This window comes from Dethiosulfovibrio peptidovorans DSM 11002, from assembly GCF_000172975.1.
Lineage (GTDB): Bacteria > Synergistota > Synergistia > Synergistales > Dethiosulfovibrionaceae > Dethiosulfovibrio > Dethiosulfovibrio peptidovorans.
The window spans coordinates 1,082,568-1,108,627 of the sequence record NZ_ABTR02000001.1 but is presented as its reverse complement, the minus strand read 5'-3'; the positions used below and the strand labels follow the sequence as shown (position 1 = coordinate 1,108,627).

The 26,060-nt window shown below is 56.4% G+C and carries 26 protein-coding genes and 1 pseudogene; 11 read left to right on the top strand and 16 right to left on the bottom strand.

Translation table 11 applies throughout. From position 1 onward, the window contains the following. Positions 1–21 precede the first annotated feature (21 nt). The 7 genes from DPEP_RS05385 to DPEP_RS13245 form a co-directional block, all read right to left on the bottom strand. On the bottom strand, positions 22–1,254 hold the full coding sequence (locus DPEP_RS05385) for an HAD-IIA family hydrolase (protein ID WP_005660265.1): 1,233 nt from the start codon (positions 1,252–1,254) through the stop codon (positions 22–24). A gap of 79 nt (positions 1,255–1,333) precedes the next feature. Then, complete coding sequence (aroB, locus tag DPEP_RS05380; RefSeq protein WP_005660263.1) at positions 1,334–2,896, bottom strand: 3-dehydroquinate synthase; 1,563 nt, start codon at positions 2,894–2,896, stop codon at positions 1,334–1,336. Beyond that, the gene (gene aroC / locus DPEP_RS05375) at positions 2,889–4,058 is read right to left on the bottom strand and encodes a chorismate synthase (protein ID WP_005660261.1); all 1,170 of its coding nucleotides are present in this window, start codon (positions 4,056–4,058) and stop codon (positions 2,889–2,891) included. The genes aroB and aroC overlap by 8 nt, the downstream gene beginning before the upstream one ends. 8 nt (positions 4,059–4,066) lie before the next feature. Beyond that, positions 4,067–5,350 (bottom strand): 3-phosphoshikimate 1-carboxyvinyltransferase, encoded by a 1,284-nt coding sequence (gene aroA / locus DPEP_RS05370; protein ID WP_005660259.1) that lies wholly within the window; start codon positions 5,348–5,350, stop codon positions 4,067–4,069. Continuing rightward, positions 5,347–6,216 (bottom strand): prephenate dehydrogenase, encoded by an 870-nt coding sequence (locus tag DPEP_RS05365; protein WP_005660257.1) that lies wholly within the window; start codon positions 6,214–6,216, stop codon positions 5,347–5,349. Before DPEP_RS05365 ends, aroA begins: the two co-directional genes overlap by 4 nt. Beyond that, complete coding sequence (aroF, locus tag DPEP_RS05360; protein ID WP_005660255.1) at positions 6,192–7,232, bottom strand: 3-deoxy-7-phosphoheptulonate synthase; 1,041 nt, start codon at positions 7,230–7,232, stop codon at positions 6,192–6,194. The genes DPEP_RS05365 and aroF overlap by 25 nt, the downstream gene beginning before the upstream one ends. A gap of 122 nt (positions 7,233–7,354) precedes the next feature. Next, on the bottom strand, positions 7,355–7,504 hold the full coding sequence (locus tag DPEP_RS13245; protein WP_156775076.1) for a hypothetical protein: 150 nt from the start codon (positions 7,502–7,504) through the stop codon (positions 7,355–7,357). A gap of 243 nt (positions 7,505–7,747) precedes the next feature. Here DPEP_RS13245 and DPEP_RS12765 point away from each other — a divergent pair, with 243 nt between their 5' ends. Genes DPEP_RS12765 through DPEP_RS05335 form a run of 5 tightly spaced genes read left to right on the top strand, consistent with a single transcriptional unit; the run spans position 7,748 to position 12,637 of the window. Then, positions 7,748–9,457, top strand: a complete 1,710-nt coding sequence (locus tag DPEP_RS12765; RefSeq protein WP_005660253.1) for a glycosyltransferase family 39 protein — start codon at positions 7,748–7,750, stop codon at positions 9,455–9,457. Further along, positions 9,454–10,263: a glycosyltransferase gene (locus DPEP_RS05350; RefSeq protein WP_005660251.1), complete on the top strand. Its 810-nt coding sequence runs from the start codon at positions 9,454–9,456 to the stop codon at positions 10,261–10,263. The genes DPEP_RS12765 and DPEP_RS05350 overlap by 4 nt, the downstream gene beginning before the upstream one ends. After that, complete coding sequence (locus DPEP_RS05345; protein WP_083797534.1) at positions 10,254–10,652, top strand: GtrA family protein; 399 nt, start codon at positions 10,254–10,256, stop codon at positions 10,650–10,652. The genes DPEP_RS05350 and DPEP_RS05345 overlap by 10 nt, the downstream gene beginning before the upstream one ends. Before the next feature lie 6 nt (positions 10,653–10,658). Further along, complete coding sequence (locus DPEP_RS05340) at positions 10,659–11,327, top strand: response regulator (RefSeq protein ID WP_005660247.1); 669 nt, start codon at positions 10,659–10,661, stop codon at positions 11,325–11,327. Then, a complete protein-coding gene (locus DPEP_RS05335) occupies positions 11,324–12,637 on the top strand; it encodes a sensor histidine kinase (RefSeq protein WP_005660244.1) in 1,314 nt (437 codons plus the stop codon). Before DPEP_RS05340 ends, DPEP_RS05335 begins: the two co-directional genes overlap by 4 nt. 163 nt (positions 12,638–12,800) lie before the next feature. On the opposite strand, the gene DPEP_RS05330 is transcribed toward DPEP_RS05335, so the two are convergent. From DPEP_RS05330 to DPEP_RS05310, 4 genes are all read right to left on the bottom strand, one after another. Beyond that, complete coding sequence (locus DPEP_RS05330) at positions 12,801–13,625, bottom strand: aldo/keto reductase (protein ID WP_198003042.1); 825 nt, start codon at positions 13,623–13,625, stop codon at positions 12,801–12,803. A gap of 63 nt (positions 13,626–13,688) precedes the next feature. Then, entirely contained in the window at positions 13,689–13,943 is a 255-nt protein-coding gene (locus DPEP_RS05325) for an NADPH-dependent FMN reductase family protein (protein WP_005660240.1), read from the bottom strand. An 18-nt stretch (positions 13,944–13,961) separates the two neighbouring features. Continuing rightward, positions 13,962–14,468, bottom strand: coding sequence for a flavodoxin (locus DPEP_RS13550; RefSeq protein WP_005660238.1), 507 nt, complete (start codon positions 14,466–14,468; stop codon positions 13,962–13,964). A gap of 16 nt (positions 14,469–14,484) precedes the next feature. Continuing rightward, complete coding sequence (locus DPEP_RS05310) at positions 14,485–14,892, bottom strand: cupin domain-containing protein (protein ID WP_005660237.1); 408 nt, start codon at positions 14,890–14,892, stop codon at positions 14,485–14,487. 268 nt (positions 14,893–15,160) lie between these two features. Here DPEP_RS05310 and DPEP_RS05305 point away from each other — a divergent pair, with 268 nt between their 5' ends. Beyond that, positions 15,161–15,955 carry an AraC family transcriptional regulator gene (locus DPEP_RS05305; RefSeq protein ID WP_005660235.1) on the top strand — a complete coding sequence of 265 codons (795 nt, stop codon included), beginning with the start codon at positions 15,161–15,163 and terminating at the stop codon, positions 15,953–15,955. Positions 15,956–16,073: 118 nt separating this feature from the next. Here the strand turns inward: DPEP_RS05305 and DPEP_RS05300 are convergent, their stop codons facing one another. From DPEP_RS05300 to DPEP_RS05280, 5 genes are all read right to left on the bottom strand, one after another. Beyond that, complete coding sequence (locus DPEP_RS05300; protein ID WP_005660234.1) at positions 16,074–17,126, bottom strand: linear amide C-N hydrolase; 1,053 nt, start codon at positions 17,124–17,126, stop codon at positions 16,074–16,076. 62 nt (positions 17,127–17,188) lie between these two features. Further along, entirely contained in the window at positions 17,189–17,884 is a 696-nt protein-coding gene (locus DPEP_RS05295; protein WP_005660232.1) for a sulfite exporter TauE/SafE family protein, read from the bottom strand. A gap of 144 nt (positions 17,885–18,028) precedes the next feature. Next, positions 18,029–19,075, bottom strand: a complete 1,047-nt coding sequence (locus DPEP_RS05290; protein ID WP_005658687.1) for an IS5 family transposase — start codon at positions 19,073–19,075, stop codon at positions 18,029–18,031. Between the two features lie 45 nt (positions 19,076–19,120). Next, entirely contained in the window at positions 19,121–19,303 is a 183-nt protein-coding gene (locus tag DPEP_RS13400) for a hypothetical protein (RefSeq protein WP_005660230.1), read from the bottom strand. An 11-nt stretch (positions 19,304–19,314) separates the two neighbouring features. After that, entirely contained in the window at positions 19,315–20,133 is an 819-nt protein-coding gene (locus DPEP_RS05280; RefSeq protein ID WP_005660229.1) for a 4Fe-4S binding protein, read from the bottom strand. Positions 20,134–20,258: 125 nt separating this feature from the next. On the opposite strand from DPEP_RS05280, the gene DPEP_RS05275 reads away from it, so the two are divergent. The 5 genes and pseudogenes from DPEP_RS05275 to DPEP_RS05255 all read left to right on the top strand — a co-directional run. Beyond that, positions 20,259–21,500 (top strand): cation:proton antiporter, encoded by a 1,242-nt coding sequence (locus DPEP_RS05275; protein WP_005660227.1) that lies wholly within the window; start codon positions 20,259–20,261, stop codon positions 21,498–21,500. A 34-nt stretch (positions 21,501–21,534) separates the two neighbouring features. Further along, positions 21,535–22,623 (top strand): prephenate dehydratase, encoded by a 1,089-nt coding sequence (pheA, locus tag DPEP_RS05270; protein ID WP_241760463.1) that lies wholly within the window; start codon positions 21,535–21,537, stop codon positions 22,621–22,623. Between the two features lie 65 nt (positions 22,624–22,688). Beyond that, a complete protein-coding gene (locus DPEP_RS12760) occupies positions 22,689–24,785 on the top strand; it encodes a diguanylate cyclase domain-containing protein (protein ID WP_005660224.1) in 2,097 nt (698 codons plus the stop codon). Positions 24,786–25,035: 250 nt separating this feature from the next. Continuing rightward, the gene (locus DPEP_RS05260; protein ID WP_198003041.1) at positions 25,036–25,617 is read left to right on the top strand and encodes a hypothetical protein; all 582 of its coding nucleotides are present in this window, start codon (positions 25,036–25,038) and stop codon (positions 25,615–25,617) included. A gap of 81 nt (positions 25,618–25,698) precedes the next feature. Next, positions 25,699–26,052: pseudogene (locus DPEP_RS05255) on the top strand (transposase); the annotation flags it as partial. Positions 26,053–26,060: the final 8 nt, after the last annotated feature.

Here is a 26,060-nt window from a genome sequence, read left to right as displayed (position 1 = left end):
TAAAGATGTAGACCTCTACGGCTATCTCACGAAAGGTCTTCCGGAAGGGGCCAGCGCGTCGGCAAGCCATCTGGGGTGCATGGACATCAGAGGCTCCGGCAAATCATGAGGATCGAAGAAACCGGCGTCCAGCGTCTCGGGGCCGGAGGTGATCAGAGAGCCACCCATTACTCGGCAGAGGAAACAGCTGGTCACGAAATGGCAAATGCGACTGTCCGGATAAGTTATCACCTGCGACACCGGATCGGAGTAGAGGCCTATCAGCTCCTCGACCTCCACCTCCAGTCCCGTCTCCTCACGGATCTCCCTGACCACGGCGGTCTGCACGGTCTCGCCGGGCTCGACGTGCCCCGAGGGGATGCCCCATCGTCCGTTATCGGAGCGACGCATCAGAAGGACTCTGCCCGATTCGTCCAGGACCACCCCGGCCACTCCCGGCTCAACCGACTCGGGCCAAGGGTAGGTGGGAGAGTCCCAGACTCCCATGGAGATCGCGTCGTCGAACAGATCGCCTAATTTGTCTATCCGTCCGTCCGGATTTCTAAAGTCCAACTTGCCGGGATAGGTCTCGGCGGATCCCATTAGTATGGCGTCTATACCGGCCCTGTGAGCTCCCAGGACGTCCACGTAAGGGGTATCACCGATCATTACGGCACGTTTTCCCGGAGCCAGGGTCCTCCTAGCCTGCTCGAACATGGCGGTCCAAGGTTTGCCCACCGAGAGGGGTCTGGTTCCGCTTCCGGCAATGAGTGCGTCCACCACAACCCCAACGCCGGAAAGAATGCCTTCCGAACTGGGATAGGTGGGGTCCTCATTGGTGGCGACGAAGAGAGCCCCCTGTCGGATCGCCAGAGCGGCCCGCCGGATCTGTCCCAAGGTGACGTCGTCGTCCCATCCCACCACGACCGCCTCGCATGGCGGGGCCTCCGCAAGGGAGAGTTTCGCGTCGGTCATGGCCTTTCTCAGTCCACCGTGGCCCAGCACCCACACAGGGCCGATGCCCCTGTCGGCCAGCACTCGGGCGGTGGCGGTACCGGAGGTGACCACCTCTTCCTCCTTTGCCTCTATCCCCAACTCCTTCAATCGACGAACTATCTCGCTTCCGTCGGTGGGGTTATTGGTGAGAAACCGAATGTCCTTGCCCATGGAACGGAGCCTGTCCAGAGCCGAGGCGGCGCCGTTGGTCTGACGATCTCCCACATAGACGACCCCGTCAAGGTCGAGAAAAAAAGCGTCGTATCTATCTGCTATCATAAAAACCACTTCCTTCGATGACTGCCTGTATATGCAAGGCCATCATGATACAACGGAGGCGGTAAGTTTGCCAGAAGACCTAGGATCTGTAGACCTCTTCGTAGGCTCTTCTCAGCTCTTCGATGGGGCCCTCCCATACGAAGGAGACCTCGTCGCTTCTGGGAAGCACCAGCCTGGGGCTGCCTTTTCTGAACTTCTTGTCTCTGGCGATATGGCGCTCCAGGTCGGGCCAGGGTCGATCGGGACGGCGAGGTAACCTCAGATCCGTCAGAAGCCGGTTAAGCCTGTCCAATCTGTGCCTGTCGCACTCTCCCAATCGACAGGAGAGCTCGGTCGCCACGACCATTCCGACGGCCACTGCGTCTCCGTGGCTCCAGTCGCGATATCCCGAGGCAGCCTCCAGACCGTGGGCCACCGTGTGTCCCAGGTTGAGTCTGGTCCTGACATCGTGCTCCCTTTCGTCCCGAGAAACCAGGTCGAGTTTTATGGAGACACACCGGGCCACAACCTCCACCAGCAAACCGGGATCGCGGCGCAGAAGGCCTCCGACGTTTCTCTCCAGAAGATCGAAAAGCTCGGGATCCTCTCCGAGACCGTACTTGACCACCTCTCCCAGTCCCTGGCGGTAGTCCTTCCAGGAAAGGGAGGTAAGACAGTTCACGTCGGAAAGGACTATTTTCGGACGATGGAAGGCTCCGACGAGGTTCTTTCCCTGAGGCAGGTTCACCCCGACCTTGCCTCCTATGGAGCTGTCCACCTGGGCCAAAAGGGTGGTGGGACACTGGACAAGCTCTATTCCCCTCATCCAGGTAGCGGCGGCGAATCCGGCCACGTCTCCCACACAGCCGCCGCCCAGGGCCAACACCACGTCGCCCCGGTCCATACCAACGGAGAGAAAGTCGTCGTACAGTCCTTCCACCACCTCCATGGTCTTGGCGTCCTCGCCTCTGGGAAGCACCGAACGCCCCCTTGTCTGGCCTACCACCGGCTCGAAGAGAGGTCCTGTCATGGAGTCGGCCACCACATAGGTATCGGTCCGGCCGAGAAGCTCCGGAAGTTTCGACAGCACTCCCTGGCCTACCACCACCAGGCCGGTCCTCTCGTCCCCGAGGATCCTCTGATCGCAGTCGCCCTTCAATGGAAGGGATAACCCCTCCCGGATCGCCTCCGCCACCTGAGAGACGTTAAGATGATCCGTCTCAACTCTCAGGTCGCCGTCGCTGTAAAGGGGACGCCTTTTCTCCCAGAGATCCTCAAGGTTCTCCATCTTCAGAAGAGGCCTCTGTCCCGGCTGGGCCGCCACCCTGTTTTTTACCGTATCCGCCGAAGCGTCCAGTATCACAAGTCTGCCTTTTTTGCGGATGAGCTCCCGACCCTTCGGATCCTTCAGGGCACCGCCGCCCAGGGCGACTATGCACCGTTCGAGGTCCGATATCTCTCTAAGCGACTGGGCCTCGAGCCTGCGGAAGCCTTCCTCCCCCTGAGAGGCGAATATCTCCGCCACGGAGGCCCCGGCCCTAAGCTCTATGGCCTTGTCCAGATCCACGAAGGGAAGTCCCACTGCCTCGGCCAGCCTCTGGCCCACCGAGGTCTTTCCGGATCCCATGAACCCTCCGAGAAAAACCAGCTCTCCTCTACCCACGACGATCCCTCCCTGTCTCCAGACGAAGTTCCGAGACCCTACGCTCCAGGTCCTCCATAACGTCTCCTCCGAACCTTTCCGTGAGGGCAGAGGCGGCCACCCAGGCCACCATGGCCTCTCCCACGACGCAGGCGGCGGGAACCGCGCAGCTGTCGCTCCTCTCGAAGTGGGCCATGGTATTCTCACCTCTGGCCAGATCCACCGACCTCAGAGGCTTTCTCATGGTGGGGATGGGCTTCATCGCCGCCCGCACCAAAACGTCCTGGCCGTTGGTCATACCCCCCTCGAGGCCGCCGGCTCTGTTCGATAGACGGACTATCTTTCCGTCCTCCATCGAGATCTCGTCGTGAACCAGGCTGCCGGGAAGTGCCGCGAGGTTGAACCCTCCGCCTATCTCCACTCCCTTTATGGCCGGTATGGACATAACCGCCCCGGCCAGCTTACCGTCCAGACGTCGATCCCACTCCACGTAGGACCCGACCCCTACGGGCATACCGCGAAGAGACACCAGAAAGGTTCCTCCTAAAGAGTCGCCCTCTTCCTTAGCCTTGGAGATCCGGGATATCAGGGCTTTCTCGTCCGCCTCTCTAGGGCAGCCGAGATCGGAAGTCTCGGCTCTGGTCCACTCTTCCTCCGACAGAGGATCCTCTATGGCGACCCCTCCTATGGAGGTGACCGCTCCCCTGACGGTTATCCCAAGCCTCTCGAGAAGAGCCCGGGCTACGGTCCCGGCCAGGGTCAAGGCGGCGGTGGATCTGGCGCTGGAGCGCTCCAGCACGTTCCTCATGTCCGAGTGTCCGTATTTGATACCTCCGACCAGGTCCGAGTGGCCCGGTCTGGGACAGTCGATTCGCTTCTTCTCCGCCTTCTCCGGATCCACGTCATGGGGATCCAGAGCTCCTCTCCAAGACTCCCACTCGGTGTTCTCCAGACAGATCGACAGAGGCGCCCCGGTGGTCACGCCGTCTCTCAGGCCGCCCCACACCTCCAGACGATCCCTTTCCAGGGCCATTCTGGGGCCTCTTCCCCATCCTCTCCGCCTTCGGGCCAGCTCGGACTCCAGCAGGTCCTTGGGTAGCTCCAGTCCGGCCGGAAGTCCCTCGACGATAGTGACGAGCCCTCTTCCGTGGGATTCGCCTCCTGTGAGAAAACGGATAGCCATGGTCCCGGTCAGCCTCTCGTCGGAACGAGGTCGTCGGAGAGTTCCTCCAGCTGAGAGAAGAACTCGGGGTAGGAGATGGAGACGCAGTCGGAGCCAAGTATCTCCACAGGCCCGTCAGCCGCCAGTCCAGCCACCGCCATGGCCATGGCTATACGGTGGTCCCCTCTGCTGTCCACCCTGGCACCACGGAGCTTCTGGGATCCCGGGATGGTCCAGCCATCGTCGTGCTCGGTTATATCCGCTCCCATAGCCCTCAATCCCTCGGCCACTGCGGCGATGCGGTCGCACTCCTTTACCCTGAGCTCTCCCGCCCCTCTTATCTCGGTGGTTCCCTCCGCCTGTGTGGCTGCCACTGCCAGCAATGGCAGCTCGTCGACCATGGACGGAACCATGTCGGACCCTACCGATACGGAACGAAGGGAGGAGCTTCTGACGATCAGGTCCCCGACCGGCTCGCCTCCTTGGGCGCTCTCGTTCTCCACAGAGCAGTCCAGCCCCATGGACCTAAGGACCTCCAACAGCCCTGTCCTGGTGGGGTTCAATCCCACTCCGGAGAGCCGGACCGACGAGTCGGAGCATATCGCAGCCGCTACGATCCAGAAGGCCGCTGAGGAGAAGTCTCCCGGTACCCTCCAGGATCCTCCGGGAAGGTCGTCGAAAGGATATACCGTGACCGAGTCCCCGTCCCTCCTTATGGGAACCCCCAGATGCTCCAGCATTATCTCCGTATGGTCCCTGGTCGGCAGGGGCTCCACGACCGTCACGCTGCCCTGGGCTGAGAGTCCCGCCAGCAACAGGGCGCTCTTGACTTGGGCGCTCGCCATCGGCAGAACGTACTGGCCTCCGGTCAGTCTGGTTCCCCTTATGGAGAGGGGAAGCCTCTTGCCTCCGTCTCGGCCGTCTATTCTGGCCCCCAGAACCCTGAGGGGATCTACGATTCTGCTCATGGGACGGCGCTGCAGACTGTCGTCTCCGGTAAGCACCGAGAAGGTACCTGGCACCCCGGCCAACAGTCCGCAGAGCAATCTGGCCGTGGTGCCGGAGTTCCCGGCGTCCAGCGTACGGGACGCCTCGGCTATGCCCTCTCCTCTGGCGACCTTAACCCTGTCTCCATGTCGCTCAACCGAGCAGCCAAGCTTCTCCACGCAGTCCAGAGTGCTGGCGCAGTCCGCTCCGGAAGAGAAGTTGGTAACCTCTATTCCCCGGCTGGACAGAGCTCCGAGGATACCTACCCTGTGGGAGATTGATTTATCTCCAGGCACCTCAATTCTGCCGTTTATGGATCTAGTCATCTCTTTTCCTCCTTAGACGGGCCAGCCAAAACGGCTTCCCTGTATCGGGCCGCTCGAGCCGCCCCTCGAAGAGCTTCCTCGGGAGATGCGTCGATAAAGGCCTCCAGAATCTTCACGGTCCGGCGAATAGCCGGCACCAGTTTTTCGTTGTGTTCCAGGACCGAGGCCGTCAGCCAGGAAGGTCCGGACGCCACCCGGGAGGTGTCCCTGAAGCCTCCCGCAGCCATCTTCGAGATCCCGGGAAGCCTCTCCATTGCCTCTCCAGCTCCGAGAGCCAGTGCCGAAGCCAGAACCATGGGAAGATGGCTAATCCAGGCAACCGTCTCGTCGTGTTCGTCCGGATCCATGCATAGGGTCGAAGCCCCGAGGATCGCCGCCATCTCCTCCGCCAGGGACACCGCCTTCTCTTCGACGTCGGATCCCGAAACGAGGGCGATCGTGGCCCCCTCTACGAGGTCCGGCGAGGCGTTTTCCACCCCTCCGGTCTCCTTGCCGGCCATTGGGTGAAAGCCCAGATGCCTTTTGCCCCATATACGCCCGAGGGTCCGGTGAAGGTATCCCCTCACGCTGGAGAGGTCCATCACCGCCTCCAGTCCGTCGCCGAAGGGAACCGCCGAAAGAGAGACGGGAACCATGAGCTCCACCGGAACCGCCAGAACAAGGACCTGAGACCTTGCCGTCAGCCTCTCCAACGAGGGGGCTCTGTAGGTGAAGAGCCCCATTGATTCCCCCAGGTCCAGGGCTGAGGGGTCTCGATCCCAGGCGGCAACCGAGGCGCACCGTCCCCAGGACGTTAGCCTCCCGGCTAGGGAGCCCCCCATAAGCCCCAGTCCGACGATCCCTACATGGCGACCTTCAAGCCCCATTCTGATTCCTCCGGTTCCAAAGCATCCATAAGTCGGGAGATCCGGTTCATCAGCCCGTCGAAGGCAGGAAGGTCCAGCGACTGGGGGCCGTCGCAGAGGGCCTCCTCAGGCCGAGAGTGAACCTCCACTATGAGGCCGTCAGCTCCTGCCGCCAGGGCCGCCAAGCTCATGGGAGCCACCAGGTGCCTCTTGCCGGTGGCGTGGCTCGGGTCCACCACCACGGGAAGATGGGTCAGGGATTTGACCAGAGGTACTATGCTCAGATCCAGAGTGTTTCTGGTGCTCTTGTCGAAGCTTCTTATTCCCCTCTCGCACAGGATCACCCGGGAGTTTCCTCCGGCCAGTATGTACTCCGCCGCCTGAAGCCATTCGTCCACGGTGGAGGCCATCCCTCTCTTGAGGAGTACCGGAGTGTCCACCCGTCCCAACGCCTTGAGCAAGGGGAAGTTCTGCATGCTCCTGGTTCCCACCTGGAGGATGTCCACCTGAGGGGCCAGCCACTCAACGTCCTCCGGCGACATGACCTCCGTGACTATGGGAAGCCCGGTATCCTCCCTGGCCTCCAGGAGGAGGTCTATTCCCTGGCTGCCCAGTCCCTGGAAGGAATAGGGGTTCGACCGGGGCTTGAAGGCCCCTCCCCTGAGCACAGAGGCCCCGGAGGACGCCACTCCCCTGGCCGTCTCGAGAAGCTGCTCCCGGCTCTCCACCGAACATGGCCCTGCCATGACCGCCACGGAACCTCCGCCGATGGAGAGCCCTCGACCTACCTCGACCGGGCCCTGAGGCCCCGACACCTCCAGGCTCGCCAGAGGGTAGGGACAGTTCGTCCGCGAAACCGCCTTCACGGAGGGAAGTTTTTTAAGCTCCAGGTCAGTCTCGGAATGTCCCTCGCAGACTATGGTGCTACCCCTGCGTCCCGGCACCACCCTTATCTGCATTCCCCTGCGCTCCTGATGGTCGCAGACCCTGGCTATATCTAGACTTGAACTCCGTTCGTTCATTTGGACGACTATCATATTCGTGACCTCCCGTCAGATAATTAAAAAAATCGAATAAAAAAAGGCCGGAGCCCGGATGAAAAATCCGGATTCCGGCCCTTTAAGGCTACCTTTATTGCGATATCCCTCCTGTGGAGGGTCTACCCGACGGCAGCAGGTCCCGATGACGGATTTCCATGCGAGCTGAGACCACTGGCGTAATAGCGCCACTGGCCGTCGGTAAAGCTATAGGAGTAAGAACTATCGATGGAGATGGAGACTATCGGCTGGTTCTTAGCTCGTTCCGTCACGGGTATCCCTCCTTTCGTCGTCGGATAATTTTATCGTGCTGTATTGTCGATGCATTTTACGGGGTTATCGGGAAATGTCAAGGGGCAAATTAGCCAGACGGGGGAAAAGGCACCTGTAGAGAGACCACCGATCTAGCCCATAAGGTTCTCTTAAGTTTTTCGTCCTATAGTTTTCCTCTAACGGGGCCACCGCCCCGAGGCAGATGCCAAAAGAGAACGGACAAATAAAATCTGGAGGACAATATGATCGACGATGCAAGAGAAAAGAGGATCGCGAAGATCCTGATCACGACCCTGCTGTGTATCCCGGTGGTCTACTTTCTAACCTTGAACTGGAACGGACTGCTGGATCCCGACGAGGGACGATACGCCGAGGTAGCCAGGGAGATGCTGGCTACAGGCGACTTCGTGACGCCTCACCTCAACTTCACGAAATTCTTCGACAAGCCGCCTCTCTCCTATTGGCTGACCGCCATGCTGTTCCGCCTTTTCGGCCAAAACGAGCTGGCGGCACGTCTCGGTCCGGCAATATGCGGAATCATCACGATATGGCTCGTGTATCTAGTGGCCTCGGCGACCTGGGGGAAAAGGACCGGCTACATATCGTCCATCGTGCTGGGCTCCTCGCTTCTATTCTTCGCCTTGGCACACGTGGTCATAACCGACATGGTCCTGACGTCCTGCGTCACCGCGTCTATGGCTGGATTCTACATGGTTCAAAGAGGGAACCGACGATGGCTTCCCGCCTTTTACGTCAGCATGGCTGCCGGCATACTTGCGAAGGGCCTTATAGGCGTAGTGATTCCTGTCGGTACGGCTGTGATCTGGGCTATCGTCACAGTCGACCGACGGGCGCTCGGCCGCATGTTTTCCCTGAGGTGGTCCGGAGCGTCGCTGGCTATCTCCCTGCCGTGGTTTTTAGCCGTATGCGAAAGGAATCCCGATTTCTTCGACTACTTCTTTATCAGGCAGCATTTTATCCGCTACCTGACCACGGCGGACAACAGATACGAACCGATCTGGTTCTTTCTGCCAATCGTGCTGATCGGCCTTCTCCCCTGGACCGGTTTCCTTCTACGGTCCATGCTCTCCCTTTTCGACGCGGGAAAGGTCATAGAATCTCTGAAGGAAAGGAAAGGAGAGGCTTTTATGTGGATCTGGGCGGCCTTCACAGTTCTGTTCTTCTCTCTCTCCGGGTCGAAGCTCATTCCTTATATCCTACCAGCCTTTCCGCCCCTCTCGGTCGTCATCGGCAGGGAAATAGACTCGCGCATCCGAGAGAACCACGAGGGGAAGAACTCTCTTGCAACCATCTTCACCGTGTCGCTCCTTCTGGTCTATGGCATAGCCCTGGCAGCGCTCCCGTTCTTCTACGGAGAGTACCCCTTCTGGAGCATCGCCAGATGGTCCTTTCCCGATGCATTAATCCTCTGGGGAGGGTCCCTGGCCGTGGTCTACTTGTCGAATCCGCCGGGGAACATGGAGAAGGTCGTCGTGGTCCTAGGCATAGTGGGGCTTCTCAACGGCGTCTGTTCCGTGGGGCTGGGCTCAGTGTACGCCTCGAACCACAGTTCCAGGACCGTGGCCGAATTCATCGGCCGCTACAGATCGCAGGGAGACTCGGTAGTTCAATACGGCGGGTTCGACCAGGGACTGCCGTTCTATCTCGGCCAGAGGGTCGTCCTCACATCCCACTCTCAGGATATGGATTTCGGTGATGCCCATGAAAAGGACAGGTCGTGGTTCTTAGACGACGAAGGACTCCGGGCTCTGTGGCGAAAACAAAAAAAGGTCTTTCTAGTGGCCGAATGCGACGATCTGTCCAAGCTCAGGTCCCTCCTGGCCCCTTCGGTCTATTCGCTGCAAATGCCTGTGGGGAAGGTCCTTTTGTCCAACCGGCGATTCTCCGAAAGGCCCGACGCTCGACTCTCAAGGGGGAGCGATATAAGATGAAAAACGGAATAGGAACCTGGATAATAGTCCCATGCTTCAACGAAGGACGACGTCTGAACCTGGACGCCTTCCGGAAATACCTCAGGTCCCACGAGGACACCGGATTCTGCTTCGTGGACGACGGCAGCCAGGACAACACATGGGCGAGGCTGGAACCGATGCGCTCGGGTTTTCCCCGTCAGACGACGGCTTTGCACCTTAATAGGAACTCGGGAAAGGCCGAGGCAGTCCGTTCCGGCATAAACTTCACCTTGAAACGCACGGCAACGGCAAGATATGTGGGGTTCTGGGACGCCGATCTGGCTACCCCGCTGGACGAGATAGATTCCTTCCGCCACATCCTGAGGGAAAACGATTCATTCGCGGTCGCCAGCGGATCCAGAATCAGGCGAATGGGGGCGTCCATTGAGAGAAGCGTCCTCAGAGACCTTGAGGGCCGAGTCTTCGCGGCTCTCGCATCCCTGGTGCTAGGGCTGGGCTTTAGGGAAACCCAGTGCGGGGCAAAACTGTTCGAAAGGTCCCTAGCGGAAAGAATCTTCCAGGATCCATTCATCAGTTCATGGGGATTCGACGTTGAGATCTTTGCCAGGGTGCTCCGACTTTACGGCAGGGAGAGAACGAAGAAATTGATCTGCGAGGTTCCCCTCAGATCGTGGAGGGAGATACCGGGATCGAAGATGGATTTAGCGGGCAAGCTGAGGTCACTGACGGATCTGGTACTCATATTCCATCGTTACCGCATGCTGCCCCCGATCGTGACAAAATCGTCCCCTATTCGGGGAACGGCTATGAGATCATGGCGTTGAGGGGAACCCACTTTCTGAGATACTGCATCATCGGGGTGACAAACACGGCGATCTGCTTCTCGGTGATATTTCTTCTAACGGACTTCTTCGACGTCGACTACGTGATCGGGAACGGAGCAGGATACGGGATTGGACTGGCGGTATCCTTTATACTGAACAAATACGGGAACTTCAGAAGCCGAGGCAATCTGGGAAGAGAGATCGTCCTGTTTCTGGGCTCCTTCGCCGCAGCCTACGCCTTAAACCTGGCGGTGCTGATCGCCGCCGTCAGATTGATTGGGCTAAATGGGACGCTCTCCCAGGTCGTATCCGGTGCGTGCTACACGATAGCGTTCTATTTTCTGATGAAGGGAATCGCCTTTAAGGAGACGATGCCCTCCGACTCATGAGGGGTGATGAAAATTCGAATCCTGATCGTAGAGGACGACGGCATGATAGGGGAGGAGATACAGGAGGGACTCTCCAGAAGAGGCTACACCGTCGACTGGGTCCGGGACATGGAGTCGGCTGCAACGGCCCTGGACCTGGAGAACTTCTCCATGATGATCCTGGACCTGGGCCTTCCCGACGGATCGGGGCTGGAGCTGCTTCAGAAGATGAGGGACGGGGGGAACAGGCTCCCCGTCATCATACTCACGGCCTGGGACACAGTGCCGAACCGAATAAACGGACTGGACAACGGGGCCGACGATTACATGGTCAAGCCCTTCGAGCTGGAGGAGCTTTCCGCCAGGATAAGGGCTCTCGCCAGACGGGTCAGAGGGGATAGCTCACCGACGATACGGATCGCAGATCTGGAGATAGACCCGGCTACGAAAAGGGTGTCAAAGGACGGCCGGGAGGTCCGCCTCTCCCACAGCGAGTACGTGCTGCTGACGACCTTCGTGGAGAACGTAGGGATCGTCCTGTCCAGAGAAAGACTGGAGGCCTCCCTCTACGGATGGGAAAAGGACGTGGAGAGCAACGCCATACAGGTGCACATACACAACCTGAGGGAAAAGCTGGGGACGGACATCGTAAAGAACGTTCGTGGATTCGGATACCTCATGGATAAAAAACGATGAAATCCATAAAGAGGTCCCTCCTATGGGGACTCGTGCTCGGCACCGTACTGTGCTCCTCGGCGGTCATGGTGATTCTCTTCCTGGCCATAAGGGAGGAGATCTACGAGATCATGGACTATCAGATGGAACAGACGGCCCTGGCCGCCCATCTTAACGGTCGACCGAAGGAATTGGACACATCCAGCGGGTTCGAGGAGGAGACCATATCGTCGGTCATACAGATCAGGGATAAATCAGGCCGACTGATCTACAGCACAGACCCTTCCGCCGAGGTCGAGGCCGTGGGTAAGACCGGATTCTCCCACGTCTCAGGAGAAGGGGAAGGCTGGAGGGTCTACGTCCTGTCCCGAAAGGGCAGGGACATCCAGGTCTCACAGCCCATCTCCAAGCGACGGCAGACGGTGATCATGATCGCCATGGAAACCGCCGGATCCCTGCTATCCCTGGCGGCGGTGCTGGCCTTATGGATATATCTGGTAGTGAACAAAAGCTTCAAGCCTCTGAAAGAGCTCTGCGACAGCATACGCAGTAGAAAGGCGTCCAGGCTGGATCCGGTGAACGAGACGGAGGTGCCGGAGGAGATCATGCCCCTGGTCGTGGAGCTGAACGCCCTTCTGGCCAGACTGGATGACTCCATCAGGAGACAGAAGCGCTTCATCGCCGACGCCGCCCACGAGCTGAGGACCCCTCTCACAGCCGTGGACCTGCAGATCCAGAACACATTGGAGGTCCCTGAAGAGGCCGAGATGGGACGCATGCTTAAAAAGATGAAAAAGGGCATCGGCCGGGCGACGGCCATGGTCAATCAGCTCCTGTCCATCTCCAGGACGGAGGAGACCTTAGGCAAGGAGACCGAAGACGTAGACATCATGCACGTCTTGAGGGCGGTGCTCTCGGAATACGGGCCGTCATTCGAGATGAAACGCATATCCCTTCGTCTCTTGGAACCCATAAGACCTGTGACAGTGAGGGGAAACCGATACGGGCTCAAGACGATGATATCCAGCCTGATCGACAACTCCCTCAAATACTCGCCTCGAGAAAGCTCCGTTACGGTGAAGGTCAGAGGCGAAGGCCAGACACTTATCCTGGAGATAGAGGATGAGGGGCCGGGCATCCCAAACCAGGAGAGGGAGAGGGTCTTCCGCCGTTTCTACAGATATCACGGGGAGAGGGCCATGGGAAGCGGCCTCGGCCTGGCCATAGCCAAGAACGTAACGGACTACCACGGAGGAAGGATATCCATTGAGGACGGGGAAGGCAGGAGGGGAACCAAGATGGTGGTTACCTTACCGATCAAGGGGAAATAGCCCTAGTAGCCGACGTTAGACGTTAAGGGATAGGGTTATCGGTCCACAAAAAGGAGGAAATCTCCGATCCGCCAAGAGCCGAGGACCTCCTCCGACCGTTCCCTTAACCTCGAAATACTAGCTGGATGAATAAATCCAGGTTCGTCAGGTAAATTCTAGGTCGTTACTTGCCGCTGAACACAGGGAAGAAGCTGAACTCTCCGTAATCTTTCATGTCGGAGAGCCTCTTCAGGATTCCTATATCCTCGTCGGTGACGGTAAAATCCAGCTTGGCGTTGTCCACCATGTGAGCTGGGGTCGCCGTCTTGGGAAGAGCGAAAGTGCCCAGCTGCAACACGTATTTGATGCAAAGCTGGGGAACGGTGATACCGTATTTTTCCGCTATCGCCACCAGCTCCCGGTTCCAAAGCGCAACCCCGTGAGCGATAGGAGCGTAGGCCTCCACCAAAATATCGTTCTTTTCACAGAAAGCCATCAGTTCCTCGGGGGTATTGCCGATGTGGGCCAATATCTGATTGACCATGGGCTTCACGGTGCAATCCGCCAGCAGGCTCTCCAGATCGTCGACGAGGAAGTTGGAGACTCCGATAGCCTTCAGCTTGCCGGCTCGATAGCCGTCCTCCAAAGCCCGCCAGACGGCCTTGTTCTCCTCGTAATACCGTTTTTCGTCTCGAAACTCGTTCCAAGGCTGAGGACTGTGTATTATCATCATGTCCAGATAATCCAACCCCATCCTGGAAAGGGTCTCGTCGATGGACGAAGCCGCGGTCTCATAGGTCTTATGCTCGGCGGCCACCTTGCTGGTGACGAAGAGCTTCTCCCTCTCTATCCCGCAGCTCTTCACACCAGCTGCTACACCTGCCTCGTTCTCGTAGGCCTGAGCCGTGTCCATGTGGCGATATCCCAGCTCGACGGCCTGCCTGACTGCCTCCGCGGCCTGATCGTCGGGGATAAACCAGGTTCCCAACCCCAGTTTGGGTATCTTCACTCCGTTGGATAAACTGTAAGTCTCTTCAAAAATCATAGCGAAACACCTCGCAAAGCAATCTTTCTACAAGCCCAATCCTTCAATCCAGGGCTGGATCTCTTCTTCTTTCACCCCGGAGGAGAAACGTCTTCCCTCCAGCCAGTTTCCGTTTCCTGCGGCTTTTCTCAAGAGCTCGCCGCTCTCTCTCAGACCGGAGGCGGCGGAGTCTACGGTGGCAGGGTTTTCCGACGTTGAAGGGCTGGACGACGAGGCGCTGCCGCAAGTCGCAAGGCTAAACACCATCAAAAGCTCTACTAAAACAAACGCCATTTTATTCATCGCAATCCCCCCCTTTGTTTAGAAACTCGACTTGCCTACCCATCGATTGATCTCGCTCTCCGAGGCAGACTCACTAAATCTTCTTCCGGCACCCCAAGTGGCCGCACCGGGACAGGACAAACGAAGAATCTCCTGCGTATCTCCCATCCCGCTCATCCCGGAGGTCGCGAAAAGCGAGATTTTCTTACCGGAAAAATCGTAGCTCTCCAAAAAGGTCTGTATTATCCTCGGCGCTACATACCACCAGATAGGGAACCCTATAAGGACAACATCGTATCGGCCCATATCCTTAACCATCTCCTCTTTCGTCACACCATTGTCCTTCGCCTTCTGGATGTGAAACTTGAGGGAACTGTCCAAAATTCCGCTGGACAGAAGAGCCGACACGGTGACGATGCTCCTCTCCCTGGGGGCCAGCTTGTCCTCCCTGGACCACACCTCTCCGAAAAGCACGTCGTCGTTGAATCCCGCAAACTGAGGGGCGAAATCCCCCAGCATTTCTTTTCCCGCGGTCACCTTGCCCATATTGCCGTACCTCCCTTTAGGCCAGTTTTTCGTACTGCTCGTCGTCCACGATCTCCAGCCATTCGTTGGAACAGTCCTCCCCCGGCACCTCGACCGCTACATGGGCGAACCAGCTGTCCTTGGCTGCTCCGTGCCAGTGCTTGACGCCTGCCGGTATGTTCACCACGTCGCCGGGCGCCAGCTTTCTGGCGGGCTTTCCCCACTCCTGATACCAGCCATAACCGGCGGTACACAGCAGTATCTGTCCTCCACCGGACTTGGCGTGATGGACGTGCCAGTTATTGCGGCAACCGGGCTCGAAGGTTACGTTCCCTATGACCACGCCCTCCAGTGAAAGCATGTTCAGATAACTCTTTCCGAGAAAATACTTGGCGTAAGCGGCGTTCTCCCCGCCTCTGGGAAACAGATCCTCTATCTCGTTCATATTCAGGCCCTCCTTATCTGCGTCTACCTCCATTTACTATTAAAAGCCTCTACTGTCTCACGATATGCCATGCCCAAAACGGCGATCCGTCGTGATATCCGTCTCATCTCTAAAAAGGATTTATACACCCGGGGTAAAGATAGGCGATATACAGATACTGTCCGTTCCTTGCCTGATCCTGCGATAAGGCGGAGAAAAGCTTGATTTCTCGGTCGGAGCGTTCCATCTTGACGGAAAGAACTCGGGAAAACGGGAGGACAAAATAAGGATGAGCGATACGGCGAGATCTTGCGATGATCGGATAGATACTATACAGAGGGCTTTAGCCATGGAGATCGACAGGCGAACCAGGACACGGCCTCGACTGGAAACGGAGATCGCAGGACTGGTTCTCATAAGGGGGAACTCCCCTACCGAGCCGTTGAGCTATACGATGGACTCCAGCATATGCCTGATAGCCCAGGGGAGAAAGCGGATCTTTCTGGGAGAGGAAAGCTATATATACGACGACAGATATTTTTTGATAACCTCGGTGGATCTTCCGGTAGTAGCCCAGGTACTTGAGGCCAGCGAGGCAACTCCGAACATGCTGGAGGCTTTTCTTCGATTGGTGAACTTGCTTAAATCACCGGAGGATCTACCGGTGCTGGGCCTGATGATCAAACGGGAGATATTCTACCGGCTTCTTGTCGGTGAACAGGGCCCCAAATTGAGACGGATAGTCACGGCGGGAAACCACAGCCACAGCATAGCCAGCACGATAGAGTGGCTAAGGAGAAACTTCGCGGATCAGATCAAGATGGACGAACTGGCCTCTCGATCGGGCATGAGCCAATCCACCTTTCATCACCATTTTCGATCCGTAACGGCCATGAGCCCTCTCCAGTTCCAGAAGAGGCTCCGGCTGAACGAGGCGAGACGGTTGATGCTTACCGAACGTCTGGACGCAGCGACGGCGGCGTTTCAGGTGGGATACGAAAGTCCCTCACAGTTCAGCCGGGAGTACAAACGACTTTTCGGAACCCCTCCGGCACAGGACGTAAAAAACATGATCGGGATTTAGACGACAGAGAACTCGAAGTAAACGGAACAAGAGGAACGTCAGAGGAAAAGATCGGAGCTTAAGTATTTCAAGAAAAAAACGGGAATCTCGACATAAGATCGAGATTCCCGCATATTTATCATGGCTGCGCTTCTAAAAACTCGAAGGGCGTCGAAGTTTCAAAATTACCGGAGGCCTCGCCTCCCAGTGCGACGTCCTTCAGGGGCAGATGAAGGACCGGAGCCCCCTCCGCCAAGTCCAACTTATCCAGGTCAACCCAGAACAGGCTCGGGCTGAGCACCCCGTCGAAGTAGTACCTTCTGTTTTTATGATCCGCCAGAGTACGCCACAAAGTCGAGGAGATGTTGGGCTTGTCGGGGGTGGATATTCCCAAAGGTACCGACGCGTTTCTGATAACCCCGAGCACCCCCGCCAAAGCGGTCCTTATGTCTGACGTTTTGGGTATGGCATCGATGTAGAAGGCGGCCCTGACGAATCGATCGGATGCGCGATTGGTCCCGGGAAGCATGGTCAAGCCGCCGATCTCCTGCCAGTAGGCGCAGAGTGCCAACTGTTTATCGAAGGAAGGCGAGTTGGTCATGACCTGATACTCTTTGCCGTGGTGGATCACGAGCTTCCCCTCCAGATACTCGAAAATGGCCGAGTCGCCGGAAAGATCCGATATGGCAAGATGGGCGTGTCCGGTATGTCCGTCCGGGGTCATGGTGGGAACCACGTAAAAAGGTTCCTGGCTCAGAGCCTTCACCGCCTCTTTCACCGTGGCGAACCTATCCAGAACATACTGAGCCCAGGCGGCTATCGAGATAGGAGACCTGGGGTCGCCCTTTTTCGGCTTGGGATACTGCGACTCCACCAGATAAAGCAAATTAACCACCAAGCCTTTTTCGTTCATTCCATCAACAGTAGCGGCGTCGAAGGCGGAGGCCACCACGCTGCCGTAGAGAGAACTCCACTTGACTGAGTTCGGTCCGGCAGCGCCGTCTCTCTCCATACCGCGAGGAAAAACCCAAAGGTTACTCCCTATATCGCTCCCCCAATCCATAGTACGACCGGTTATGATCGTGTCCTCCGGACCGACGTAGGTCACCCTGGTACAGCCGAAAGCCGAACCGACCAAAACCAGCAGGAACGTGAGAAAAACAGCGATAAACGACAACGGTTTTAACTGCAAACGTATCGCCTCCCCCTTAGAATATTACGTAAATTATACACCCTCTGCTGGTTCGATCAAAACTATATAAATCCTCTCGTGTGAAGCGCATTGACGATCATGAACAAAGCGGCAAGCCAATTCGTGTAGGCAAAAAGCTTTTTAAGATGTTTAGGCTTCGCACTCAATGCCATTCTTCCGCCAAGAATCCCCCCAAAAGCGGTGACTACCGCCAGAGGGATGGCCCAAGATGCGTTAAAATCACCTTGAGCAGCATGGCCGGCAAAACCCATAAAAGCAGTTATCGCTATTAAGATAGACGCAGTCCCTACCGCTGTGTGCATAGGGACCCCACAGGCAAAAACCATCAGAGGGACCAGAAAAGAGCCACCTGACACACCGACCATTCCGGATCCGAAACCGGTCAAAATGGCTACAGGCAGTGCGATCCACATATTCACGTTATACGTTTCCAACCCCGCCCCAGATCGAATACGAATAACCCCCAAACGTCTGACCTCGGTGGAGGCTCGACGCTCGGCAACGGGGAGAAGCATGACGATTCCGGCGATCATCAACAGCAAAGAAAACACTATTTTCAATGTAAAACCGCTGAATAGATGTGAAAAGTATCCTCCTCCAAGAGCGGAAAGTGCGGTAACGACACCTACTAAAACGGCTAACACCCACGAGACCGATTTATTTTTTTGGAACACGATCATCGCAGCCATCGACGCGAAAAATAGGATAAACTGGGCCGTCGTCGCAGCTTCATGCATATGGGCACCTCTAGCAACCCCATATTTAGCGGTCTGAGCAGACAAAAAAGCCACAGACCAGAAACAGCGACAAATTAGGCTAAATCAGCGTTAAGATGATTCTCTATTGTCGCTCCGGTGACCTGAACAACTCGGCTTTTACCGTCATTTGGGCACGGCAGATATCGCCCCTGACTTCATCATCAGGAACGAGAATCGAACGATGTTATAGGCCAGGTTTCTCAGTCCTATAGCGGTTGAAGCTCTGGCTTTCCCGATAGTTCGAACTATCAGGTTGCCGGCCTTCATGGTTTGGGCTCCAAAGACGTGCTCCACTCGGCTTCGGACTTTGGATCTTGTTCTGTTACCCTGTTTTTCCCACCACGTGATGGGTTTGCCTCTGTATCCTTTTCGTTGGATCTTCGGTCTGTAGCCTTGTTCCTCAAGCCAAGAGATTTTCTCATGGCTTCTATAAGCTGAGTCGGCATAGACGTCTTTGCTGCTGTTACTGGGATCGATGAGTTCCTCGAATACATTGCTGTCGTGGACCGATGCCTCGGTTACGCTGTATTTACGGATGATCTTGTTCTGAGAGTCGATCTCTATGTGGTTCTTGTAGCCGAAGGAGCTTTTGCCGTTTTTCTTCGTCCACCTGGCATCGGTGTCTTTTTGAGATCTCTTGTTGTCGGGCCAGTCTTCCGGTGGTTCTCCATCCTTGATCTTGCGGTTTTCATCCCGTTTGTTCCTCTGGATCGGGACCTTCACTATGGAGGCATCCACTATCTGCCCTTTTTTTGCCTCGAAGCCGCTTTTACGGATGTGACCGTCAAAAAGATCGAACAGAGGCTTCATCAGTTCCGCCTTGGTCAGCTGCTCCCGAAAAAGCCATATAGTCTTGGCATCAGGGACTTTGGCTTCCAGGGAGAGGCCGAGAAAACGTCTGAAGGAAAGCCTGTCCCTTACCTGAAACTCCATTGCGTCGTCCGACAGGTTGTACAGTGCCTGAAGCACCAGGATCTTGAACATGAGAAGAGGAGGGAAGGGCTTTCTTCCTCCCAGAGAATCCTTCTGTCTGAGCCCTTCGCGGAAGTCCTTCAACGGCTGCTCGAAGATGGACCAGTCCACCGCTTTCTCTATTCGTACCAGTGGATCGTTCACCTTTTCAAGGCTATCGTAGGCTATTTCTTCCGCAAAGAGGCTCCGCTGTTTCAAGGGGATCCCATCCCTTCTCGAGAATTTTTGGTTACAACCGGTATTTTAACATCCCAGCCTAAACAGGGGTTTTTCTCCCTGCCAGTTAGGGGAGTTTTTAGAGATGCCCATATGGATACCTGCGATAGCCAAAATCACGACATAAAAATTACCTCCACCCTTGCCTACCATAGTCATGGTGATAGCCACGATTAAAATAAGAAAGGCTACGACGGTTAAACTCGTCATTCAAGAATCCCTCACCGCTTTGCATCCAGGGACATCGGCAGAAAAAACTCGGGCTCCCGACGGGAGGAGAAGTTGTCCCACATCTTCTTTCCCAAAGAGGCCACGGGCTCCAGCTTCAGCACCCTAGCACCGGTAGGACAGGCCTTCACGCAGGCGCAGCAGAAAGTGCAGGCCACGCCGTCGGTTACGTTGGGATCCTTCGAATCCACCGCCCCTACGGGACATACCGCGGCGCATTTTCCACAGTGAACGCACATCTCTACATCGGTTACGGGAGACCCCTCCGGCATGGTGGAGGGAACTTTGTAGGGCCTCTTCCCAGGCAGATCCGCCTCGGGCAGCTCGGAGACCGAATCGACAGCGCCAAGCATCTTGGCCATCTTGGCCCCGAAAGACCGTATCACAGGCATGTCGTAGCCGTCCGGCCTGCCTATGGCTGTAGGATACTTTTCGTCGGCGAAGGAATGCTCGCCGATGAAGGCCGCTCCGACAACCACCTTGAACTCCTTCTCCTTCAGGAGATCCCCAAGCTCCAACAGCGCATCGTCGTAGTGCCTATTGCCGTAGACCACCACGGCTACGGCGGGCCGTCCGTCTCCCCGGAGTTTCTCCAGCAAAGCCCGTCCCTCTTTGGCGATCCTGCCGGAATAGACAGGCATCCCTACCAACAGAACGTCTCCCTCGGGAAGGATGGCCGTCTCTCTCGCCTCCGGCAATGTAGCATCCAAAAAGGAAAGCTTCGATCCCATACCCTCCACGATCTCCTTCATAACTCTTGTGGTCGTCCCGGTGGGAGAATAGCTTACGACAGCCGCTGTATCGAACTTCAAGATAAAGACCCCTCTCTTGTTGATAAAGATACTCCGATATCCTACACCCTGAAGGTCCGATCGTCACCATCGTCCTTCCATGATGTAGAATGGTCGGCAAAACCACTAAAACGGAGGATGGCTATATGAACTTTCCCTTTATGCAGGATCCCTTGCTCGGCATGGGACTGGTGATCTTCTTCGGCTATTTTCTGGGACACCTGGCGGTGAAGGCCGGGCTTCCCAAGATAACTGGCTATCTCGCCGCAGGATTGATACTGAACCCCACCGTCTTCGGCCTGGTTCCCCAAAGTGCCATAGCGGGAACGAACACGATGGTAAACGTGCTACTGTGCGTCATAACCTTCGAGATCGGGGGATCCCTGGCTATAGATAAAATACGCTCCCTCGGCAAAAGCATCGTGGCAATGACGATTCTGGAGGCCGAAGGGGCCTTTCTGGCGGTGATACTCGGTATGATCCCCTTTTGCGTGCTCTTAGGATCCCATTTCGGCATCTCCGGAACCCCGGCGGTGCTGGCCTTCTCCATTTTGATGGGAGGATTGGTCTCCCCTACCGACCCGGCGGCGACGATAGCGGTAGCCCACCAGTATGGAGCGAAGGGACCTGTTACCTCGACCATATTGGGCGTATCCGCCTTCGACGACGGTTTCGGCATAATAAACTTCGGTCTGGCTCTGGCTCTGGCCAGAACGATAATGGGAGGAGGAGAACTTTCCCTCTTCTCGGTGCTGCTCTCTCCGGTCTGGACGATCGTCCTCTCCGCTGCCGTGGGATGCGTCTTCGGCATAATGGTCGATCGAATGAGCTCCAAGGCCCTGGACGGCGAGGGAGGCGGAGGGCTCACCATAGTGCTCGTAGGAGGGCTTATGGCCTGCTTCGGCGTCGCGGAGGCGCTGAAGGCCGACGAGCTTCTGGCCACCATGGTCATGGGAATCTGGGTGGTTAACGCCAACGATCGCTCCGACGAGATCTTCGACTTCGTACAGTCCACTCTGGAGGAGCCGGTGTTCCTCATCTTCTTCTGCGTGAGCGGAATGACCCTCGACATGCCGTCGCTTCTGTCTTCCCTGGCCTTCATTCCGGCGGTCGTGCTCTTAAGGGTGCTGGGCAAGGCGGCGGGAATCTACGGAGGGGGCGACCTCACAGGGGTGGACGGTAGAACCTGCCGATACGTGATAGGAGGGCTAATCCCCCTGGGCGGCATAGTGATCGGTCTGGCGTTGACCCTCAAGAGGATCCCCGAGATGGCCCCCTTCGCGGACACTCTGATAAACGTCATCATAGGCTGCACGGTAATACACGAATTCATAGGCCCTATGACGGCCCGATGGGCTTTGAAGAGCTCCGGCGAGATCGATAAGTAGATCTCGTAGGTGCTGAAAACTCCGGAAAGAACAGGTGATCGAGTTGAACGACAGACTGAAAGAACTCAGAACGACCATAGACGAGCTGGACAAAGACATCGCAAAGCTGCTGGCGAGACGGGTGGAGACTGCAAAAGAGATAGGTAGAGCCAAGGGAGACGGCCCTATCTACGACCCGGTCAGGGAGGAACGGATCATACGCCGTTTCAGCGAGATGAACCCCGACCTGGATCGAGAATCCCTGTCCACCATACACAAAGAGATAATATCCCTCTGTCGATCGGTCCAGGTCAGACCTACCGTGGCCTGTATGGGCCCCGAGGGGTCCTATTCCCAACAGGCCATGGAAAGAGCCCTGGGATCCTCGATCGACCCCCTGTTCGTGACCGGTCCCAGAGAGGTGTTCAGGGCCGTCGAGACCAGCAGGGCCTCTCTCGGGCTCGTGCCGGTGGAGAACACCGTGGAGGGGACCGTCTACGCGACCCTGGACGGATTCTCCGAGACAGGACCGGAAATGACTGTGATACAGGAGGTTAGCCTTCCTATAAGACACGTCCTTGCCTCGACCTCGCCTCTCTCGGAGATAAAACGGGTGGTCTCCCACCCCCAGGCCCTGGCCCAGTGCAGACTCTGGCTGGAGGAAAAGCTACCGGGAGCGAAAAAGGAACCGGTGGGTACCACCAGCCACGGAGCCGCCATAGCCTCTTCCGAACCGGGAACGGCAGCGGTGTGCAGCGCCAAGGCGGCGGAGGCAAACCGAATAAATATACTTGCCAGGGACATACAGGACAGATCCCACAACAGGACCAGGTTCTGGGTAGTAGGCCCCAAGGGTTCAACCAGATCCGAGGGGGATAAAACCTCCATACTCTTCTCCGTACCTCACAGACCGGGATCCCTCCTGGGAGCGCTGGACCCTCTCCGTACGGCAGGGGTTAACCTGACTGCCATACAGTCCCGCCCCATGCAGGGCAACCCCTTCGAATACCTGTTCTTTCTGGACATGATGGGCAACTCCTCCGATCCGGAGATATCCGACGCCCTGGAAGCCATGAGAAAATCCTGTTTATCCATGAGGGTGCTGGGTTCCTATCCCTCCGACATCGTGGTTCCAAGAGAGTAATAGGTATAAAATAAACTGAGAAAAATCTATTTTCAGAGAAAAAAGGAGCTCTCAGGAGGGATCCTATGTTCATCGCATCCAAAAGCGCAAGAAGCACCTTCGTAGCGATATTGGCCATCCTCATATTGGTGACTGCCTTGCCGATTTTAATCTTCGTAAGAAACGAAAGCGACAGAGAGACCGACCTGGCCCTAACGACTTTGGACAACGCTCTGGACCTCCAGACGAACTATATCGCCCGCTGGTTCGACCTGAGCATAATGGAGGACATAAAGGCCGTATCGAAACTCCACTCCGTCCAATCTCTCGACCTCCATGCCATGGCGCAAGATCTCCATGCCATGGCACACGGCAGAACTGATCTGGCCAGACTGCTCTATATCGATAGAAACGGCAACCCCGTCTTGGACAGCGAGGTCGGAGATATCTCCGAGAGACAATTCAACGTATTGGACCGGAAATACTTCACTCTGGGAAAGGAAGGAGTTCCCCATATAACCTCGGTCATCCAGGCCAAAGACAAAAAAGCGGTTCAATTCATCGGATTCTCCGTTCCCCTAATCATAGACGGAGCATTCGAAGGAGTCATACTGGGCTCCGTAAGACTCTCCAATCTTATAAATTTGATACAAAATCACAGCTTCGGAAAAGGAGGGTATTTCCGGCTCTTCGACCATAACGGAATACCCTTAGGAGAGAATTTTTCGGAGGCAACCCCTTGTTTTTCCCCAGATGAGGTAAAAAACGAAGAGGGGCTGTTGATCGATAACATCTCGGAAAACGGTAAAAAACAAATGCTAAAAATAGCGCCCCTTGCCTACGGGAATCTTTTCATAGGGGCAGCATTAAACATGGACGAGATCAAGGCCGGATCAAGTCGCATAGTTAAAACACACCTCAAGATACTGATCTCCTCAACAATAGTAGGAATATTTTTCTTCCTGCTTCTGTCTCACAGCATCACAAAAGCCATAGACGAACTGCAAAAGCAACTCTTCTCGGCCTCGGAGGCAGACTACGCTCCGACCCCCACCCCCCCATCGGGCATGCCACTGGAAATAAAGCGAATCTGGAAAAGCGTGGAAGACCTCAAAGAAAAGGTTTGCAAATCCATCCAAGAAGTCAGGGAGATGAGCGTAAGGGATTCACTGACGGGGCTCCACAACAGACGGTACTTCGAGGAGGAAGTCTCCCGACTGGGGCGTGGAGATCAAGACCCGATAACAGTGGCGATGTGCGACGTCAACGGACTAAAGCTGGTTAACGACGCCCTGGGACACGAGTGGGGAGACAAGCTTATAAACAAGGCCGCAACGGTGTTAAAGGACGTATCCCAACCGGGAGACACCGTAGCCAGGCTGGGAGGAGACGAATTTGCCCTGCTTGTGCCTAACAGCTCGGAAAAGAGGGACATCGGAGCAGAACTGAAAGCAAGGCTGGAACAGGCCGACTCGAACGGAGACATTCCTCTTCAAATGGCCTGGGGCATAGCTACAGGAGAGGCATCGAGAAGATCGATAGAGGAGATAATCAAGGACGCCGACGAGAGAATGTACGCACGGAAGGAAACCCAGAGGGACGACGCCAGGGACGCCATACTGACCTTCTTCCTGAGGATGATTTCCTCCAGAGAGGGTCGCAAGGTGGGACACATGAAAAGGTGCCGCTCAATAATGGCGGCCTTCGTTCCCACCATAGACGAGGTGGACGAGATCTTCCGCAAGAGGATGATCCGTCTTGCCGAAATACACGATATCGGCCTGGTAGGGGTGGACCCGAAGATACTTGGCAAGAAAGGCCCTCTAACCGATGAGGAGAGGAAAGAGGTTCGAAGCCACCCTGAGATAGGCTACCGGATCGCAATAGCCGCCCCCACCCTCTCGGACCTGGCCGACGCCATACTGCACCACCACCAGAGATGGGACGGAACCGGCTATCCCTTCAGGAAAGACCCCGTGTCGGGAAAGGGTATTCCTCTGGAAAGCAGAATCATGAACCTGGTGGACTCCTACGAGGCCATGACCCACAAATACTACGGAAAGTCCATGACCCACGAGGAGGCAATTGAGGAGATACGCCGCTGTTCCGGAACCCAGTACGACCCCGAATGGGCCGATCGTTTCCTGGCGTTTCTGAAAGAAAAAGGCCCCGGAGTGCTATGACTCCGGGGCAGGTAACTACTACGAGACCCTTGGCAACGCACCTTTCCCTCACACTGGGCCCCGATGCTACAATGTCTCTGATCCACATCCCAGACGTTCGGAGCTGATCTCTATGAGGGCAATCCACCTTTCTTTCGGTGAACGGACCTTCTATCTATGGAGAGAGGAACCCAGGGAAAAACCTCAATCCCCCGACCCAACCCTACGGAAACACCTCGTCCAGGGGGAGCTGTTTCAGCCCTCTAGACGAATGACCGCCGTAAAACGGACCTTATGGCTTCCAGCAAGAGGGTCAGTCCCTGTTCCATCGTCGCCACTTCTGGGGGACGAGCCGGACCGGCGAAAGAAGACCATTCTGGCTCCATTTTCCCTCTCCGTACTGCCCCTGAAAACCCAGGACCTCCAGGACCTTTTCCAACGGGACTCGCTGGAGGTTCCTCCGGGAACTGGGCTCATCCTGGGCCGGTCCCTTCACTGGGGACTCAGGCTCTTTCGGCTGGTGGGAAACCTCATAGCCCAGGAAAGCTACCTTCCGTCGCTGATCCAGCGTGACTCGACCTGGGAAGCGATCTGGATCCCCGTCCTGTCGGAGGAAGGGGAGAGGGCCATGGAACATCTGGCGGAGAGCCTGCCCGGGGTGCTTCGCTCTATGGCCTTGGGGGAAAAGCCGCCGGAGATCCCGGCCATGGACCATACCAGAGAAATGATCTCAACGGTGCTGGACGGCCTGATCCGGCTTAGACTTTCAAAAGGGCCCAAAAAAGCGCTGCCTAGCCTTCACGATGTATGGTTGGATAACGTACAATATCTTTCGCACATTTACTTGAGGTAAAACTTGGCAGTAGCCCCCACAAGGGTTATGTTTTAGGTGACAAAGCCAAAAACATATTGTCCCGAGGGAGGGCTACCGCAAATGTACGATACCACAGATAACACCGGGAAGACAAAGGGTGATTCCAAGATCATAAGGATCGACGAACAGGAGATTCGCTCCCATCTGGATCGGATAGTAAAGGGAACCGTAGAGGATACCCTGAACTCGTTGCTGGATGCCGAGGCGGACGCAATCTGCCAGGCCGGTCGTTACGAACGTACCCCGGACCGTCTGGACACCCGTGCCGGCTATTACAGCAGGAAGCTTCAGACCAAAGCCGGTGAGGTGCAGCTGAAGGTTCCGAAGCTCCGTAAACTGCCCTTCGAGACTGCGATCATCGAACGTTACCGTCGCCGTGAGAGCTCGGTGGAAGATCACCTTAAGGCTCTTCATAAGTTCTA